Here is a 16,164-nt window from a genome sequence, read left to right as displayed (position 1 = left end):
TTCATCTTTTCTCTTCTTATTCTTTTATCTGCATATCCGCATCTGTGATCCTGCAATACAAAGTCTCATCATTTGGTTCTTTATATGTCTCGAACGTTCCCTGAACGATAATTTCTGTTTCCTGTTCCGGATAATCTTCATCCGACAATTCTTCCTCATTTTTCCGGACAAATTCCAGTCCCTGCGCGCAGCACGCCAGCGCATCTTTGATCACGCAAAAATGATAGGTATTCCCTGTCGCTTCATCCTTACTTATATAATAAATCCCGTCGATCCGGATTGTTTTTCCTTCATACTGCTCCGGTTCCACCATCATCTGGTAAACTGTCGCGTAGACCATATCACTGTTCATTTCTGTAAGATCATAATCTACATCTTCTGTCCCCGTATTTTCTGAAGTGTCTGTACTTTCTTTTTTCTTGTCCTTTTCCTCTGTCTGTTCCTTCTGTTCTTCCGCTTTTGTCTGTTTCTCTAATACATCATTAACAGATTTCCCGTTATTCACTTTCTTGTTGCTGCTTGCATTATCTCTGCATCCGGTTATCAAAAGAATTCCCACAAACAATATCAGCCATTTCTGTAATTTTTTCACTTTATTTCCCTCCCGCGATTTTTTCGATCATGCAGCAGATCAAAAAGGCCACAATATCGGCTGCCACGATCGTTGAACCAACCGGTGTTCCTGCCAGGATTGACAAAAGCATCCCACTGATCGCACAGCACACAGATAATACAACCGAACATACCGTTACACTGAAAAATGTTTTAAAGATACGCATCGCGGATAGTGCCGGAAAGATGACCAGTGCCGAGATCAGTAACGAGCCTACCAGGTTCATTGCAAGTACGATGATCAGCGCTGTGATCACGGCGATCAGCAAATTATAACGGTCTGCCCGGATGCCTGTTGCCTTTGCGAACGTTTCATCAAAGGTCACGCAGAAAATTTTATGATAAAATACGATAAATAACACAACAACCACAACCGACAATACCACACACAGCCACACCTGTTCAATCTTCAATGTCAAAATAGAAGTAGATCCAAATAATGTAGTACATACATCTCCTGAAAGATTAGGACCTGTCGCAAATACATTCATAAGCAGATAACCGATTGCAAGTGCTCCAACTGAGATCATTGCAATCGCCGCATCTCCTTTTATTTTTGTATTTTGTCCTGTCCGTAATAATAAAATCGCACATACAACCGTTACCGGAAGGATGAACAGCATATTGTTTGTAATATTTAAAACCGATGCTACCGCCATTGCTCCAAATGCAACATGGGATAAGCCGTCTCCGATAAACGAAAATCTTTTCAATACCAGTGTCACTCCAAGTAAGGAGGAACAAAGTGCAATCAGTACGCCAACGATCAGTGCATACCGCACAAAAGGATATCCCATATAAAATATCAGTTTTTCTATCATTTTTTCCCTCCTGTATTTTCCAGAGTTCTTCTCTTTGTATGCGCCCGCAGATAATTTTCTTTCGATTCAAAAATAACTTCCTGACCAATCTGCAGGATATGACTTGCATATTCCATTGCCCCACGGATATCATGCGAGATCATAATGATCGTTATCTTGTCTTCCCGGTTGATTTTCTCAATTAACCGATACATTTCTTCTGTCATTCGTGGATCCAGCCCGGAAACCGGTTCATCCAGAAGCAGGATTTTCCTGGTCGCACAAAGTGCTCTTGCAAGCAGAACTCTCTGCTGCTGCCCTCCGGACAATTCTCTGTAGCAACGTTTTGACAGATGAGTGATCTGCAGTTTTTTCATCATATCTTCTGCGTATTTTTTTTCTTTTGTACGGTAAAACGGCCAGAAGCCAAGGTGATTCTGACATCCGGAGAGAACAATTTCTCTCACGGATGCCGGAAAATCTTTTTGCACCTCTGTCTGCTGTGGCAAATATCCGATTTCATTCTTCTTCAGTCCATCATGGAATTCTATTTTCCCGCTCACCGGTGATAAAAGTCCCAGTAAAGTCTTCATAAAAGTAGATTTCCCAGCCCCATTTTCCCCGATCACACACAGATAGTCCCCTTTCTTTACCGAAAGGTTTATATTCTGCACGACTGTTTTTCCTTCATATCCGATTGCCAGATCCCGACATATAATTTGTGCCATATTCCCTCCTACTGCAAAGCTTCTTTTAATACTTCAAGATTCTTTTCCATCACTGACAGGTAGGTTGTGCCATTCTTCACATCATCCGATGTTGTAGACTGCATAGAATCCAGTGTCAGGATTTTCTGATTTTTCTCTTTGGTGTTCTCAATGATCGTCTTTGCAATTTTCTGATTGGAATTTTCAATCGCCATGATATCCTTTAGTCCCAACTCATCTACTTTATTCGCCAGGAATGAAATTGTATCAAAGCTTGCTTCACTTTCTGCCGAGCATCCGACAAATGCAGCATAATAGCTTAATCCATAATCATCTACCAGATAACGGAATGGAAAACGATCGCCAAAAAGCAGTGTTTTCTGTGACGCGCCATCAACAACTTCCTGGTACTTAGCATCCAGGTCTTTCAACTTTTCACTGTATGCAGATGCATTCTCCTGATAAATATCCTTATGATCCGGGTCTACTTTTTCCAGCGCGTCTGCAATTGCCTTACTCAGCACTTCTGCATTTTTTACAGACAGCCATACATGCTCATCATATTCCGGTTCTTCTTCCTCTCCGCCTTCTTTCTCTTCTTCAGGCTCCATTCCTTCGATCACTTCTTCCTCTTTCGCATTGTTTCCAAGTACATCGAGCAGATTGATCACCTGCATATCTTTATTCTTCGCCTGTTTTAACGCATCATCCACCCATGCATCCGATTCGCCGCCGACATATACGAACAGATCACAATCCGATACTTTCATGATGTCCTCTGCAGTCGGCTGATAACTGTGCAGATCCACACCATTGTCAAGAAGCATGGTGATATCCATCTGATCCGCTTCTTCTCCCGCAATCTGACGTACCCAGTCATATTCCGGGAAAATGGTTGTCACAACTTTAATATCAGAATCTTTCTGAACTTTTGTTTCTTTATTGGAATTTTCCTTCCGGCAGGCAGAAATGCCCAGAGTCGCCATCGCAGCGACCAGTAGAATTGCTATATACTTTTTCATGAATAAAACCTCCATTATCTACACTTATTAAAAAATGGTACACCAAAGGAAAGGTATGACTTTTCATACCCTTTCTGCTTTATAAAAAGTTTTATTCAATCATTTAATCTTACCTTTTGATGAACTAACGAAATGGACAAAATGATCCAGAGCCCCGGTAAAGCAACAGTTTCTGCGATAAAGATCACCGGACTGGCGAAAAATCCTACTGCAGGTGTTGTTCCCAGATTCCGAAGGACCTGCTTTGCCTGATGAACGCAGGCACAGATTGGGCAGTCCTTTCCCGTACAGTTATGATTTTCCTCTCTGGCAACATAAAAAAGAGAAGCAAAGGTTACAAATATAAGAAAAATACATATAACCGCTGCCATACTTTTTTTCTTTCCTGTATCCATCTCCTTCTCCTTTCCCAGATTTCATCTGTTAATAAATTTTATCTATTCTTTCTTACTGCATTCACCGCAGATTCCGTAAAACACGGTACGATGCGGATCCATCTGAAAATCATGATGCTGCTGCATATGCTGTTTTAAGATTTCTACCTCATTGCACTGTAAATGGATCAGCTTTCCACATTTCTCACATTTACAATGATAGCAGTTTTCATGTTCTTCCCCATGATCTCCGATATATTCAAAACAGGCACTGCTCGAACCGTCTATCACATATTTTGCAACCAGTCCCTCTTTCACCATCTTCTCAAGCTGGCGGTAAATGGTCGTAGTTCCGATGGAAATCCCTTTTTCCCTGAAAAAATCACAGATTTCATTCACAGTAACATGTCTTCCCTGTACCGATTTCAGAAAGGTAAGAATCTCAGTCATTTGTTTTGTTTTATATGGTGCTTTTGTCATACTGACCTTCTCCCTTCAATTTGGAAATCGTTTTCATTTTATCACATTATTTTTGTATGTCAATGGAATTTGAAAATGTTTTTCATTGTTCAAAAAATAACAGAAGCACCACACACAGATTACTCTCTGCATTGCGGTGCTCCTGCTTCTTCCTTTATTTAACCTTTTTCAATTTCTCTGGTTATTTTCTATTCGAATGACTGCTCTGTACGGTTGATGATCTCATCCTGAAGCGGTTTGCTTAAGTTACGGAAGAAATCACTGTATCCTGCAACACGCACGATCAGATCTCTGTAATCTTCCGGATGCTTCTGCGCTTCCTGCAGAGTCTTTCTGTCGATAACGTTGAACTGTACATGATGTCCATCCATTGCAAAGTAGCTGCGGATCAGACTTGCCATATTATCAAGACCTTTCTCTCCTGCTACGACGTCCGGTGTGAACTTCTGATTCAGAAGTGTTCCTGCTGTAGCAAGATGATCCATCTTAGCACATGATTTGATAACTGCTGTCGGTCCGTTCACATCTGCGGATTTCTCCGGTGAAATACCTTCTGAAACCGGGATATGTGCTTTACGTCCGTTAGCTGTTGCTCCGATCACATCTCCGAAGTAAACATGGCAGGTTGTAGGAAGCATATCGACTCCGTACTTTCCGCCTCTCATAGTCGGACGTCCTGTGATCAGGTCATGATACAGATAAAATACGTCCTGCATCAGATCATCTGCGTAGTCATCATCGTTACCATATTTTGGTGTCTTGTCATGAACCATACGGTAGATTGCATCGTATCCTTCAAAGTTGTGATCCATTGCTTCGATCAGTTCTTCCATTGTGAAGTTCTTCTTGTCAAATACATTGTATTTAACAGCTGCAATACAGTCTGTAACGGTTCCAATACCAACACCCTGAATGTAGTTCGTGTTGTATCTTGCTCCACCTGCATTGTAATCTTTTGCATTACTGATGCAGTCGTTTGTTACAACGGAAAGACACGGTGCCGGCATATTTTCTGCATATAATCTCTCGATTACATTGTTTCCACGGATCTTAATATCGATAAAATGCTTCATCTGTTTCTTGAATGCATCCCACAGTTCATCAAATGTCTTAAAGTCTTTTGCATAACCAAGCTTCAGTCCGAGCTGTTTGCCTGACATTGCATCATAACCGTTGTAAAGAGTCAGCTGGAAAATCTTCGGAATATTCATATAACCGGTCAGGATATATGCTTCACTTCCCCATGCACCTGTCTCTACACAACCTGAAGATCCACCACGACGGGCATCTTCCAGAGTCTTTCCTGCATTAACAAGCTCCATGATCTGTGCTTCTGTATTGTAGAATGCCGGCTGTCCCCATCCTTTTCTTGAAATATCGCATGCTCTCCGGAGGAAACGTGCCGGTGTCTTCTTGCTGATGGTTACATTGGAGTTCGGCTGTACAAGCTTCATCTCATCCATACAGTCAAGGATCAGGTAGCTGACTGCGTTTACACCGTCTTTACCCTCTGGTGTAACTCCACCTGTATTGATATTCGCAAAGTCTACATAAGTAGCACTTTCTTTTAAGGTAATACCAACCTTAACCGGTGCCGGCTGGTTGTAGAATTTGATCCATAAGCATTCAAGCAGTTCTTTTGCTTTCTCGTCATCAAGGATTCCTGCTTCTGTATCTGCTTCATAATAAGAAATCAGATGCTGATCCAGACGTCCCGGACTGAATGCATCCCATGGGTTCAGTTCTGTTGTAACCGCAAGATGTGTAAACCAGTATAACTGGATTGCCTGCCAGAAGGTCTGCGGTTTGTGAGCCGGAACAACTTCCAGGTTGGCTGCGATCTGCTCTAATTCTTTCTTACGTGTAGGATCTGCTTCTTTTTCTGCCATTTCAAGGGCAAGCTTGTGATATCTTTCTCCAAGAATGATAACCGCATCACATGCAATATCCATCGCTTTGAGTTCTTCCATTTTATCGGTAGCTTCCGGATCATTCATGAAATCCAGCGCATCCATAGTCTTTTTGATCTTTTCTTTGTATTCCAGATATCCAACTTTAAAATTCTGTTCACCACCGCATGTATGTCCAGGTCCTCTCTGCTCCATAAACTCTGTGAACATACCTGCTGAATAGCAGTCATTCCATTCCGGAGTCATAGCTGCAAGGATCTTCTCTCTCATGCTTCGTCCTGACCAGTAAGGAATGATTTCCTTCTCCTGGATCTCACGATCTTCTTCTGTTGTATGGAAAGATACGAGATCACGTTCACTCATAACTACCATATCTTCTTTGCTGTGGCAGCAAAGTTCCGGGAATGTAGGAGAAGCCTGTGGATCTTTTCCTTTTTCACCAACGATCAGCTCACCGTCTCCCAGATAAAGTGTCTTCTTTGAAAAATATTCTTTTAATACCATGGCTCTCATAACCGGAATCGAATATTTTCCATCATTTTTTCTGTAAAAATCTGTCTCGATTCTTGCTCTTTCGAGATCAATGTGAACCGGTGTTGTAACACTCAGTTCTCTCAGCTTCTGAATTCTTTCATTCATGCCTCTTGCCATTTTCTTATCCTCCTATTTTTGTGTTGGTATACCCTGCATCCTGAAAAAGCTTTACAAAACTTTCCATCTCTTCTTTTTCCGGTGCATGTAAATCAGTTCCCTTGTATTCCATACCCAACTTCGGATATTTACTGCTTCCTGTATTATGGTAAGGCAGCAGATTAACCTGTGCCGGGTGAATGCCGTGTTTCTTCAGAAAATGAATGGTATCTTCCATGTTCTGCACATTGCCGTTCACTTCTTTGATCGTCGGGATTCGGATGTAAATCCTTGCTCCTGCATCTGAAAGCTTCACCAGGTTATCCAGGATCAGCTTATTGTCAACTCCGATATACTTTTTATGTAATTCCGGATCCATCACTTTTACGTCATATAAAAACGTATCTACATACGGTAAAATTGCTTCAAATTTATCATACGAAACATATCCGCAGGTGTCAATGGTAAGCGAAATTTCTTCTTTTTTAAGCGCTTTCGCGATCTGTAAAATATAATCCGTTGACATCGCCATCACTTCCCCACCGGAAAGTGTGACTCCACCGCCGGACTGTTCATAAAACATCCGGTCTTTCATCAGTTCTTTTACCATTTCCTTTACCGGATACTCCTGCCCTACGATCTCTCGAATGCCCTGCGGGCAGAAATTATCGCATTTTCCACAAAGCTGGCATTTCTCTTTGTCAAGCTCCGGCTTTCCATCTACCATAGTGATGGCATCGTTCGGACAGACCTTCGCACAGGTTCCACATCCGACGCACTTTTCTTTATCACACTGAAGTTCTCTCTCAAAACGCTGTGTCTCAGGGTTGTGACACCACTCGCACTTTAATGGACATCCTTTAAAAAATACAGTAGTACGAATTCCATCTCCGTCATGGATCGAATACTTCTGAATATTCGTTACTAAATTCATGGTAACTCTCCTTCTTGTCATTTTACTTTTTAGACTAACGTTTGTACCATAGTCTAAAGATACCAAAAAAACAAATAATTGTCAATCCTTTGGCAAACTTCTTCTCAAATATTTTTACAATCCTGATCTTCTTTCCTTAAACAGACGAAACTCTGCACTCAGCTCATCACATATATAAAGAAGAGATACTTCACAGACTGTTTTTATCTGCAAAGTACCTCCCACTTCTCTATTGTACATTCTTCAAAATCACACACTGATTACCTCTGGAACGAAAAGCCGATTCAAACTGTGCTCTGTCATAGCTCACAATCCCTTCAATCGGGTCTGCAACAGTCACACTGTCTGCACTGTATCCGATCAGTACAACACAATGATCGTTCATCGCCCAGCTGGCTTCTCTTCCATCTTCCGTATTCCAGCTTTCCATTATCTGACGTTCTTCCATACCAATTGTTCCCCATACAACCACGGGGGTTCCTTCACTTACAAAACGATACAGCTGTTCCGGCTCTGATCCTGTCTCGTCCTCTGCTTTCATTGCATTTCCATTATCTGCAAGATAGCCATCTGCTGCCGTCACGATTGCTCCCGCTCCGCAGCTTAATCCATCCGTCTCTGACTGTGGATTTCCTATAAAATAATTGTAAATATCATTTCCATATAAAGTTTCATTGTTTCCGTAATAAGTGTTGGTCCATCCAACTGTCGGTAAATATTTGAGTGCCATTGCCATCTTATCTGCAGAATATCCATAATAATTCAAAGCCATTGTAAGAGATGTGATCTCACATCCGGTAGGAAGCTCAGGCATCTGTCCTGTAAATGTAAAATCAGAAATACTGCTACTCTCCGGAAGGGGTGTCTTTTTCACCATTTCCGCATTTTTTATCTTCTGCGTCTTTGCTGTCGTTTTCTCCACTGCTGTAACAGACTGTCTTGCTCCTTTGATCTGTTCTAATTTTGCTTCTATATATGTAGTATCTTTTAATGTAAATCCTACGATAACGGCGCCAACCAGTATCCCTGCTGCCGCTGCGATCCATTTTGCTGCACTGCGAATCTGCATTCGTACCTCCGTTTCTTAACAGTTCTGTAACAATTCCGTCATATATACTACAACTTTTTTCGTGTTTCGTCAAATCTGCGGGGGAGTTTTCACAAATATTTCATAAATGAGAGTTGGCAGCATAAGTGATTCCAGATAGAAGGATTGCCTGCGCAATGGGTGCAGATCCGATAAAAATTAATCTGTCCTGCTGTTTTTTATCAATCGAATGAAATCCTGGCAAATACTATGCCATATATTTCTTCTTCAGTTCTTCCACCTTCGCGGTATAAGCCTCCTGCTGCTTTTTCTGCATGATCTCACTCTTAATCTGCTCTTTTACATCATCAAGCTTCGCATCTTCGGCTCCTTTCTTATCTTCCACTTTGATCAGATGGTATCCAAACTGTGTCTTGACCGGTCCAACCACATGTCCGATTTCTGCTGCAAATGCGGCATCTTCGAATTCTTTGACCATCTGTCCTTTTCCGAATTCGCCAAGGTCTCCACCGTTTGCTCCTGACGGGCAGGTAGAAGATTCTTTTGCAACATCCTCAAATGCTTTCCCACCACTTACGATGGATTCAAGTAGTTCGTTACATTTGTCTTCGGAATCAACCAGAATATGTTTTGCATGAACAGATGCTCCTTTTGCAAATCTTGCTTTGTTTGCTTCAAAATATTCTCTGATCTCTTCATCTGAAATTGTGATTCCCTCAAAGATCTTGCCGATCGCCATCTGTGCAAGGATATCTTTTCTTGCATTTTCCAGAATTGCTTTAAACTTTTCTGTCTCGTCTAACTTTTCTTCTTCACCATATTTTTCAAGTGCATAAACTGCGATCAGCTGATCAACACACTGTTTGCGGAAATCCGGATGGGATGCGTATACCTGCTGTTCTCTCGGAAGGCTTGCGATAAATGCATCTACCTCTGCTGATGTAATTTCATGTCCGCAGATTACTGCTTCAACTGTTTTTTCCATAATTTCTTTGTACTCCTTTTTTCTCGTAGTGTTTCAATTGTACCATTTCATACGGTGTTAGTCAAAGTTGGTTTTATTTCTATGAAACTTCTCTTCATCTGATATCTTTTCTTCCGACTTCATGTTATACTTCGTTTAGGTATGTTTTTTTAGTTTTTTCATTGGAGGTTATTAACATGTCAAACGAAAGTACAAAAACCAATCAGATTACCGAAGGAGTTATCTGGAAGCAATTATTGATTTTTTTCTTTCCTATTGTAGTTGGAACTTTGTTTCAACAGCTTTATAACACCGTAGATGCTGTCATCGTCGGTCGTTTTGTCGGAAAGGGCGCACTTGCCGCAGTCGGGGGATCTTCTGCCGTTCTTTCCAATCTGATCATCGGATGTTTTACGGGACTTGCAAGCGGTGCATCTGTAATTGTTTCTCAGTTTTATGGAGCAAAGGATGAGCGGAATCTGCAAAAGAGTCTGCATACCGCCTATGCTTTTTCCGTTATTCTCAGTATTGTATTTACAATACTCGGATGGGCCTTAACACCATTTCTTTTGAAGCTCATCGATACACCTGCAGATACACTTGCAGATTCTATTCTTTATCTGCGGATTTACTTTTTAGGTATTTTCGGTACCTTGATTTTTAATATAGGCTCAGCCATCATGCGCTCCATCGGTGATTCCCGCAGACCACTATATTACCTGATCGTCTGTTGTTTTCTAAACATCATCCTCGATCTGGTACTGGTAATTGTATTTGATATGGGAATTGTCGGAGCCGCTATCGCGACCATTATTTCACAGGCAGTAAGTGCAATCCTTGTTACCAATGCACTGATGAAAAAATATGATGACTGCAAGCTTTATCTGAGCAAACTGCACATAGACCTTTTGAAGCTGCGTCTGGAATTCCGCATCGGTATTCCAAGTGCACTGCAGGCATTTATGTACAGTATTACCAATATCATTATTCAGGCAGCGATCAATGGTTTCGGAACCGATACTGCCGCTGCATGGGCTTCTTTTGGTAAACTGGATGCGCTTTTCTGGACAGTCAACGGAGCATTCGGAATTGCAATCACAACCTTTGCCGGACAAAATTATGGAGCAGGTAAAAAAGAACGTATTTTCAAAAGTGTACGTATCTGCCTTGCCATGGCAGTGGCTGTATGCGGAGGGATCGTGCTGTTTTTAGCCATCTTCTGCCGCCCACTGTTCTCAATTTTTACGACAGATCAAAATGTGATCAATATCGGTATTGATATGCTGCGTTTTATGGCACCGTGCTACACTATTTATGTATTTATTGAAGTTCTCTCCGGTGCACTTCGCGGAACCGGCGATGTCCTGCTGCCGACACTGATCACACTTGGCGGCGTATGTCTGATCCGTATTCCGTGGATTATGTTTGTCTTACCGGCACACCATACCACAACCTGTGTAATGCTTAGTTATCCGATTTCCTGGATCACTACCACAGCTTTGATCATACCGTACTATTTATATAGAAAAAAACATGCCTACGATTAAGGAGAATTGAACATGGCCAAATCCGAATCTACCAAATACCGGCTCGCCGAAGCAATGAAAACCTGTATGAAGACCACTTCTGTCGATGATATCACCATCCGCCAGATTGTGGAAGTCTGCGGCGTCACACGCCAGACCTTTTACCGCAATTTTCTTGATAAATACGATCTGATCAACTGGTATTTTGACAAACTTCTTCTTAAATCATTTGAACATATGGGCGAAGGTACCACTGTTTATGACGGACTGGTCAAAAAATTTGAATATTTAAAGGAAGAGCACCTGTTTTTCGCTGCAGCATTCCGCTCTGATGATCAGAACTCTTTAAAAGAACATGATTTTGAACTGATTCTGGAATTCTATTCAAACCTTATTTTCCAGAAAACCGGAAGACGCCCGGATGCAGAAACTTCATTTCTTTTAGAGATGTACTGCCGTGGCTCGATTTACATGACTGTCAAATGGCTGCTTGGCGGAATGAAATTTCCGCCTGCGCAGCTTGCAAAACAACTAGTACTTGGCATGCCGGAAAAACTTGTGCAACTCTTCACTGATTTGCATATTTTGTCTTAATTTTTTGTATAAATGTTACACTTTTCATATTCTGTAACTTTTTTTACCACCTTCTTATTGTTAAAATAGTATCAGAAACAAGTGATTTTATCATAAACGAAAAGGAGATATGTATCATGGCAAACAGAATTATGTTAAATCAGACATCTTATCATGGAGCAGGTGCAATCGCAGAGATTGCAACAGAAGCAAAAGCTCACGGTTTCAAAAAAGCTCTTGTATGTTCTGACCCGGATCTGATCAAATTCAATGTTACTTCCAAAGTAACAGATATCTTAGACAAAGAAGGACTTGCTTACGAAATCTACTCTGATATCAAAGCAAACCCGACTATCGAGAACGTACAGCACGGTGTACAGGCTTTCAAAAATTCAGGTGCTGATTACATCATCGCAATCGGCGGCGGATCTTCTATGGATACTTCCAAAGCAATCGGTATCATCATCGCAAACCCGGAATTTGAAGATGTAAGAAGCCTGGAGGGTGTGGCTCCGACAAAGAAACCTTGCGTTCCGATCATTGCCGTTCCGACAACAGCCGGTACTGCTGCAGAAGTTACGATCAACTATGTAGTAACAGATGTAGAAAAGAAACGTAAATTCGTCTGTGTAGACCCACATGATATGCCAATCATCGCTGTTGTAGACCCGGAAATGATGTCTTCTATGCCAAAAGGACTGACCGCTTCAACCGGTATGGATGCATTAACTCATGCGATCGAAGGCTACACCACAAAAGCCGCATGGGAAATGACAGATATGTTCCACTTAAAAGCAATCGAGATTATCTCCAAATCTCTCCGCGGTGCTGTTGAAAACACCAAAGAAGGAAGAGAAGGAATGGCTCTTGGACAGTACATCGCCGGAATGGGCTTCTCAAACGTAGGTCTTGGAATCGCTCACTCAATGGCTCATACCCTTGGAGCAGTCTATGACACACCACACGGTGTTGCATGCGCAATGATGCTTCCGATCGTAATGGAATACAACGCAGACTGCACAGGAGAAAAATACCGTGAAATCGCCCGCGCAATGGGAGTTGAAGGCGTAGATAATATGTCTCAGGAAGAATACAGAAAAGCAGCTGTAGATGCAGTCCGCAAACTCTCTGAAGACGTAGGAATCCCATCCAAACTCGAAGCCCTCAAAGAAGAAGATCTCCAGTTCCTCGCAGAATCCGCCCACGCCGATGCCTGCGCACCTGGAAATCCAAAAGACGCATCCGTAGAAGATCTGAAAGATCTGTTTAGAAAACTGATGTAATCAAAAATTTATATAATCTGGCAAGAAATCTAAAATGATATCCACATTCTAAAAATTGGTATCCCACTTGCTTTTCTTACCAACCAACCAGAAAAAGCAACCCCCACAAATCCCGCCCAAAGTGGAATTTGTGGGGGTGAACTTTTTCTCCCCGTATCTTAGTTGATGCAACCCACTTGAGATATCAGCGCCCGAATCGCCATACATCTTGTTTGGATGCATTGAGGAAGCTGCTCGCATTCTGCATGGACGTCGATCCACAATCATAATCCGAAAACTGATAATGCAATGGATTTTTCAAGGTTATTCCTCTGTTCCTTTTCCCAGGAATTCTGTGTCTACAAGATTCCAGATCTCATCCCGTCCCTGCTTTGTCTCTGCTGAGAAAGGAATCACAACAGTTCCCGGAAGCAGCTTCAGTCCGGTCTTAATTGCCTTTACCTGCTTCTGTACCTGACTTCTCTTCAGCTTATCAAGCTTTGTCGCGATAATGATCGGATTGAATCCCTGATCCACGATCCAGTCATACATCATCTTATCATTCGCAGATGGATCATGACGGATATCGATCAGAAGGAAGACGGCTCGCAGCTGTTTAGAGCCATGAAGATAACGCTCGATCAGCTTTCCCCACTGTGCCTTCTCCTGCTCGGAAACCTTTGCATAACCGTATCCCGGAAGGTCCACCAGATACATTTCTTCGTTGATATTGTAAAAGTTGATGGTCTGTGTTTTTCCAGGTTTTGCCGAAGTTCTGGCAAGCGCCTTCCGGTTCATCAGTGCATTGATCAGAGAAGATTTACCGACATTGGATTTTCCGGCAAATGCGATCTCCGGCAAAGTGTGATCCGGCAATTTACTTGTAATTCCACAGACTGTTTCCAGATTTACATTCTTAATTACCATCTTTTTTCCTCCGTGTGCGTATAAGTGCGATTTTCAGAACCTCTTCCATCTGCGATACCGGAATAATCTCCAGTCCCTTTGTGATCTCAGAAGAAAGTTCATCCACATCTTTTTTGTTCTCCCTCGGTACAAGTACCGTCCTGATTCCGGCATTCTTTGCCGCCAGGAGCTTCTCTTTCAGTCCTCCGATCGGAAGTACTCTTCCCCTCAGCGTAATCTCACCCGTCATGGCAAGATCAGCACGCACTTTCTTGTCTGTAATTGCAGAGAGCATCGCAGTCGCCATCGTAATACCGGCTGAAGGTCCATCTTTCGGAACTGCCCCTTCCGGAATATGGATATGGATATCATGTTTTTCAAAGAAATCTTCAGCAACCTTATATTTACTGCTGATTGACCGGATATAACTGATTCCTGCCTGCGCAGATTCTTTCATCACATCGCCAAGCTGTCCCGTCAGAATGATCTCACCCTTTCCTGGCATTACATTCACTTCAATCTGCAGGGTATCTCCTCCTACACTGGTCCATGCCAGACCACGGACGATTCCCACCTCATCCTCGGCATTTGCCATCTGATAGGTGTACTTTTCTTTTCCAAGATACTTTTCAATATTCCGCTCTGTTACCTGAACTCTCTTTTTATCATGTTCATAGATCTCTCTGGCAGCCTTCCTGCAGATATTACCGATTTCACGCTCCATCTGACGCACACCGGCTTCCTTGGTGTAGTTCTGCGCAATTTTCCAGATCACGCCCTTACTGATCGTAAGCTGTTCTTTTGTTAGTCCATGTCTTTCCAACTGCTTTGGAATCAGATGTTCTGTCGCAATATGCAGCTTTTCATTCTCCGTATAACTGCTGACCTCAATTACTTCCATACGGTCAAGAAGGGGCCGGGGGATTGTCTGCAGCGAGTTAGCCGTCGTTACAAATGTCACCTCAGACAGATCGACCGGGACTTCCAGATAATGATCACGGAAACGATTGTTCTGTTCACTGTCCAACACCTCCAGAAGCGCAGAAAAAGTATCTCCCTTATAGTCTGTGCTGACTTTATCAATCTCATCCAGAAGGAGCAGTGGGTTCTTTACCCCGGCGCTCTTAATACCGTTTGCGATCCGTCCCGGCATTGCACCAACATAAGTTTTTCTGTGTCCACGGATTTCAGCCTCATCACGGACACCGCCAAGAGAAATTCTCACATACGGTTTTTTCAGTGCTTTTGCAAGTGATCTTGCAATGGATGTCTTTCCAGTTCCCGGAGGACCTACCAGACACAGGATCGGGCTGTCACCCTTTTTCGTAAGAGCACGTACTGCCAGAAACTCCAGCACACGTTCTTTAACCTCTTCCAGTCCGTAATGTTCTGCTTCCAGAAGCTCTTTCGCATATGCAATGTCTGTAAAATCCTCAGCCCGCTTATTCCATGGCATTTCCAGCATGGTTTCAATATATGTACGGATCACACCCGCTTCTGCCGGACTCTGCATGGAATTTTTAAATCTGCTGATCTCTTTTTTCAGCTTTTCTTTTACCTCATCCGGTGCATCCAGCGCTTCTGCCTTCTGTGCAAATTCCTCCGCATCGGAAATTGTAGTATCCTCACCAAGCTCTTCTCGGATCAGCTTCAACTGTTCGCGCAGGATATATTCTCTCTGATGCTTATCCACACGCTCTTTCACCTTCATCTGGATCTCATCGCGGATGTTCATGATCTGCATCTCATTGACCAACTTAAAGGAAATAAGCTCATAACGTCTGTCAAAATCAAGTTCTTCCAGGATTTCCTGCAATTCCCGGTAATCCAGAGGCATATTCGCTGCCACCTGATTCACCATCTTTTTCAATTCCGTGATCTCTTTGATCTGGTTTACCATATCTTTTGTGATCTTCGGCATTCTCGCCGCATAATCCAGATACAGATCCCGAAGTCCCCGCATCATCGCTTCCCGGTTGATCTCGCCTGCAATATCCGGATCACTCTCTTCCGGGATCGTAATATTTGCCCGAAGATACGGATCTGCAAATTCTATTGTATTTAAAACCGCCCGCTCTTCTGCAGATACAAGCACCCGCAGAATCTGCTTTGGCAGTTTGATGATCTGTTTTACTGTCGCAACTGTTCCCACACGGTAGAGATCTGCTTCTCCCGGATTTTCCACTTCCACATCTTTCTGTGTCAGCAAAAAAATCTTCTGGTCGCTTGCCATCGCTTCCTGAACCGCTTCAATCGAGCGTTCCCGGCTGATGTCAAAATGTGCCACCATCTCCGGCAGAATTGTCATTCCCCGCAGGGCAACCATTGGCAGACTTTCTGTTCTGTTCATATAGTTTTTTCTCCTGTTAAATAAAAATGGATGCTTCTGGCCTTAACCGTCAGCACCCATTTCCAT

The 16,164-nt window shown here is 42.6% G+C and carries 15 protein-coding genes; 3 read left to right on the top strand and 12 right to left on the bottom strand.

Annotation, left to right across the window (positions count from 1 at the left end; translation table 11 throughout):
- Window positions 1–16: 16 nt before the first annotated feature.
- The 10 genes from PGU50_RS08890 to PGU50_RS08845 form a co-directional block, all read right to left on the bottom strand.
- Window positions 17–592, bottom strand: coding sequence for a hypothetical protein (locus PGU50_RS08890; protein ID WP_195250473.1), 576 nt, complete (start codon window positions 590–592; stop codon window positions 17–19).
- 1 nt (window position 593) lies between these two features.
- Window positions 594–1,433 (bottom strand): metal ABC transporter permease, encoded by an 840-nt coding sequence (locus PGU50_RS08885; RefSeq protein ID WP_117556992.1) that lies wholly within the window; start codon window positions 1,431–1,433, stop codon window positions 594–596.
- The gene (locus PGU50_RS08880) at window positions 1,430–2,140 is read right to left on the bottom strand and encodes a metal ABC transporter ATP-binding protein (RefSeq protein ID WP_270246730.1); all 711 of its coding nucleotides are present in this window, start codon (window positions 2,138–2,140) and stop codon (window positions 1,430–1,432) included. The genes PGU50_RS08885 and PGU50_RS08880 overlap by 4 nt, the downstream gene beginning before the upstream one ends.
- A gap of 8 nt (window positions 2,141–2,148) precedes the next feature.
- Window positions 2,149–3,141: a metal ABC transporter substrate-binding protein gene (locus tag PGU50_RS08875; RefSeq protein WP_270246729.1), complete on the bottom strand. Its 993-nt coding sequence runs from the start codon at window positions 3,139–3,141 to the stop codon at window positions 2,149–2,151.
- A gap of 95 nt (window positions 3,142–3,236) precedes the next feature.
- Window positions 3,237–3,536, bottom strand: a complete 300-nt coding sequence (locus PGU50_RS08870; protein WP_117556986.1) for a hypothetical protein — start codon at window positions 3,534–3,536, stop codon at window positions 3,237–3,239.
- A gap of 42 nt (window positions 3,537–3,578) precedes the next feature.
- The gene (locus PGU50_RS08865) at window positions 3,579–3,995 is read right to left on the bottom strand and encodes a Fur family transcriptional regulator (protein ID WP_117835656.1); all 417 of its coding nucleotides are present in this window, start codon (window positions 3,993–3,995) and stop codon (window positions 3,579–3,581) included.
- A 188-nt stretch (window positions 3,996–4,183) separates the two neighbouring features.
- Complete coding sequence (gene hypD / locus PGU50_RS08860) at window positions 4,184–6,556, bottom strand: trans-4-hydroxy-L-proline dehydratase (RefSeq protein WP_270246728.1); 2,373 nt, start codon at window positions 6,554–6,556, stop codon at window positions 4,184–4,186.
- A gap of 4 nt (window positions 6,557–6,560) precedes the next feature.
- Window positions 6,561–7,469 carry a trans-4-hydroxy-L-proline dehydratase activase gene (locus tag PGU50_RS08855; RefSeq protein ID WP_270246727.1) on the bottom strand — a complete coding sequence of 303 codons (909 nt, stop codon included), beginning with the start codon at window positions 7,467–7,469 and terminating at the stop codon, window positions 6,561–6,563.
- 229 nt (window positions 7,470–7,698) lie between these two features.
- Window positions 7,699–8,538 carry a C39 family peptidase gene (locus PGU50_RS08850; protein WP_270246726.1) on the bottom strand — a complete coding sequence of 280 codons (840 nt, stop codon included), beginning with the start codon at window positions 8,536–8,538 and terminating at the stop codon, window positions 7,699–7,701.
- 226 nt (window positions 8,539–8,764) lie between these two features.
- Window positions 8,765–9,502, bottom strand: a complete 738-nt coding sequence (locus PGU50_RS08845; RefSeq protein WP_270246725.1) for a peptidylprolyl isomerase — start codon at window positions 9,500–9,502, stop codon at window positions 8,765–8,767.
- Between the two features lie 176 nt (window positions 9,503–9,678).
- Between PGU50_RS08845 and PGU50_RS08840 the strand changes: the two genes are divergently transcribed.
- From PGU50_RS08840 to fucO, 3 genes are all read left to right on the top strand, one after another.
- Window positions 9,679–11,028, top strand: coding sequence for an MATE family efflux transporter (locus tag PGU50_RS08840; protein WP_118198568.1), 1,350 nt, complete (start codon window positions 9,679–9,681; stop codon window positions 11,026–11,028).
- 12 nt (window positions 11,029–11,040) lie between these two features.
- Entirely contained in the window at window positions 11,041–11,601 is a 561-nt protein-coding gene (locus PGU50_RS08835; protein WP_008374533.1) for a TetR/AcrR family transcriptional regulator C-terminal domain-containing protein, read from the top strand.
- A gap of 116 nt (window positions 11,602–11,717) precedes the next feature.
- Window positions 11,718–12,863 (top strand): lactaldehyde reductase, encoded by a 1,146-nt coding sequence (fucO, locus tag PGU50_RS08830; RefSeq protein WP_118218149.1) that lies wholly within the window; start codon window positions 11,718–11,720, stop codon window positions 12,861–12,863.
- Window positions 12,864–13,166: 303 nt separating this feature from the next.
- Here fucO and yihA read toward each other — a convergent pair whose 3' ends face one another.
- Window positions 13,167–13,769, bottom strand: a complete 603-nt coding sequence (gene yihA / locus PGU50_RS08825) for a ribosome biogenesis GTP-binding protein YihA/YsxC (protein ID WP_008374529.1) — start codon at window positions 13,767–13,769, stop codon at window positions 13,167–13,169.
- Window positions 13,759–16,098, bottom strand: a complete 2,340-nt coding sequence (gene lon, locus PGU50_RS08820; protein ID WP_270246724.1) for an endopeptidase La — start codon at window positions 16,096–16,098, stop codon at window positions 13,759–13,761. Before lon ends, yihA begins: the two co-directional genes overlap by 11 nt.
- Window positions 16,099–16,164: the final 66 nt, after the last annotated feature.

The sequence above is a fragment of the Coprococcus sp. AM11-30B genome, from assembly GCF_027674365.1.
Classification (GTDB): domain Bacteria; phylum Bacillota; class Clostridia; order Lachnospirales; family Lachnospiraceae; genus Allocoprococcus; species Allocoprococcus comes.
Note: the sequence above shows the minus strand (reverse complement) of the source record. Positions and strands in the feature narration are given on the sequence as shown.

Bases quoted from the DNA above. Each gene is read 5' to 3' on its own strand.
- PGU50_RS08885 (WP_117556992.1), bottom strand. From the start codon at position 1,433: ATGATAGAAAAACTGATATTTTATATGGGATATCCTTTTGTGCGGTAT.
- PGU50_RS08880 (WP_270246730.1), bottom strand. From the start codon at position 2,140: ATGGCACAAATTATATGTCGGGATCTGGCAATCGGATATGAAGGAAAA.
- PGU50_RS08875 (WP_270246729.1), bottom strand. From the start codon at position 3,141: ATGAAAAAGTATATAGCAATTCTACTGGTCGCTGCGATGGCGACTCTG.
- PGU50_RS08870 (WP_117556986.1), bottom strand. From the start codon at position 3,536: ATGGATACAGGAAAGAAAAAAAGTATGGCAGCGGTTATATGTATTTTT.
- PGU50_RS08865 (WP_117835656.1), bottom strand. From the start codon at position 3,995: ATGACAAAAGCACCATATAAAACAAAACAAATGACTGAGATTCTTACC.
- hypD (WP_270246728.1), bottom strand. From the start codon at position 6,556: ATGGCAAGAGGCATGAATGAAAGAATTCAGAAGCTGAGAGAACTGAGT.
- PGU50_RS08855 (WP_270246727.1), bottom strand. From the start codon at position 7,469: ATGAATTTAGTAACGAATATTCAGAAGTATTCGATCCATGACGGAGAT.
- PGU50_RS08850 (WP_270246726.1), bottom strand. From the start codon at position 8,538: ATGCAGATTCGCAGTGCAGCAAAATGGATCGCAGCGGCAGCAGGGATA.
- PGU50_RS08845 (WP_270246725.1), bottom strand. From the start codon at position 9,502: ATGGAAAAAACAGTTGAAGCAGTAATCTGCGGACATGAAATTACATCA.
- PGU50_RS08840 (WP_118198568.1), top strand. From the start codon at position 9,679: ATGTCAAACGAAAGTACAAAAACCAATCAGATTACCGAAGGAGTTATC.
- PGU50_RS08835 (WP_008374533.1), top strand. From the start codon at position 11,041: ATGGCCAAATCCGAATCTACCAAATACCGGCTCGCCGAAGCAATGAAA.
- fucO (WP_118218149.1), top strand. From the start codon at position 11,718: ATGGCAAACAGAATTATGTTAAATCAGACATCTTATCATGGAGCAGGT.
- yihA (WP_008374529.1), bottom strand. From the start codon at position 13,769: ATGGTAATTAAGAATGTAAATCTGGAAACAGTCTGTGGAATTACAAGT.
- lon (WP_270246724.1), bottom strand. From the start codon at position 16,098: ATGAACAGAACAGAAAGTCTGCCAATGGTTGCCCTGCGGGGAATGACA.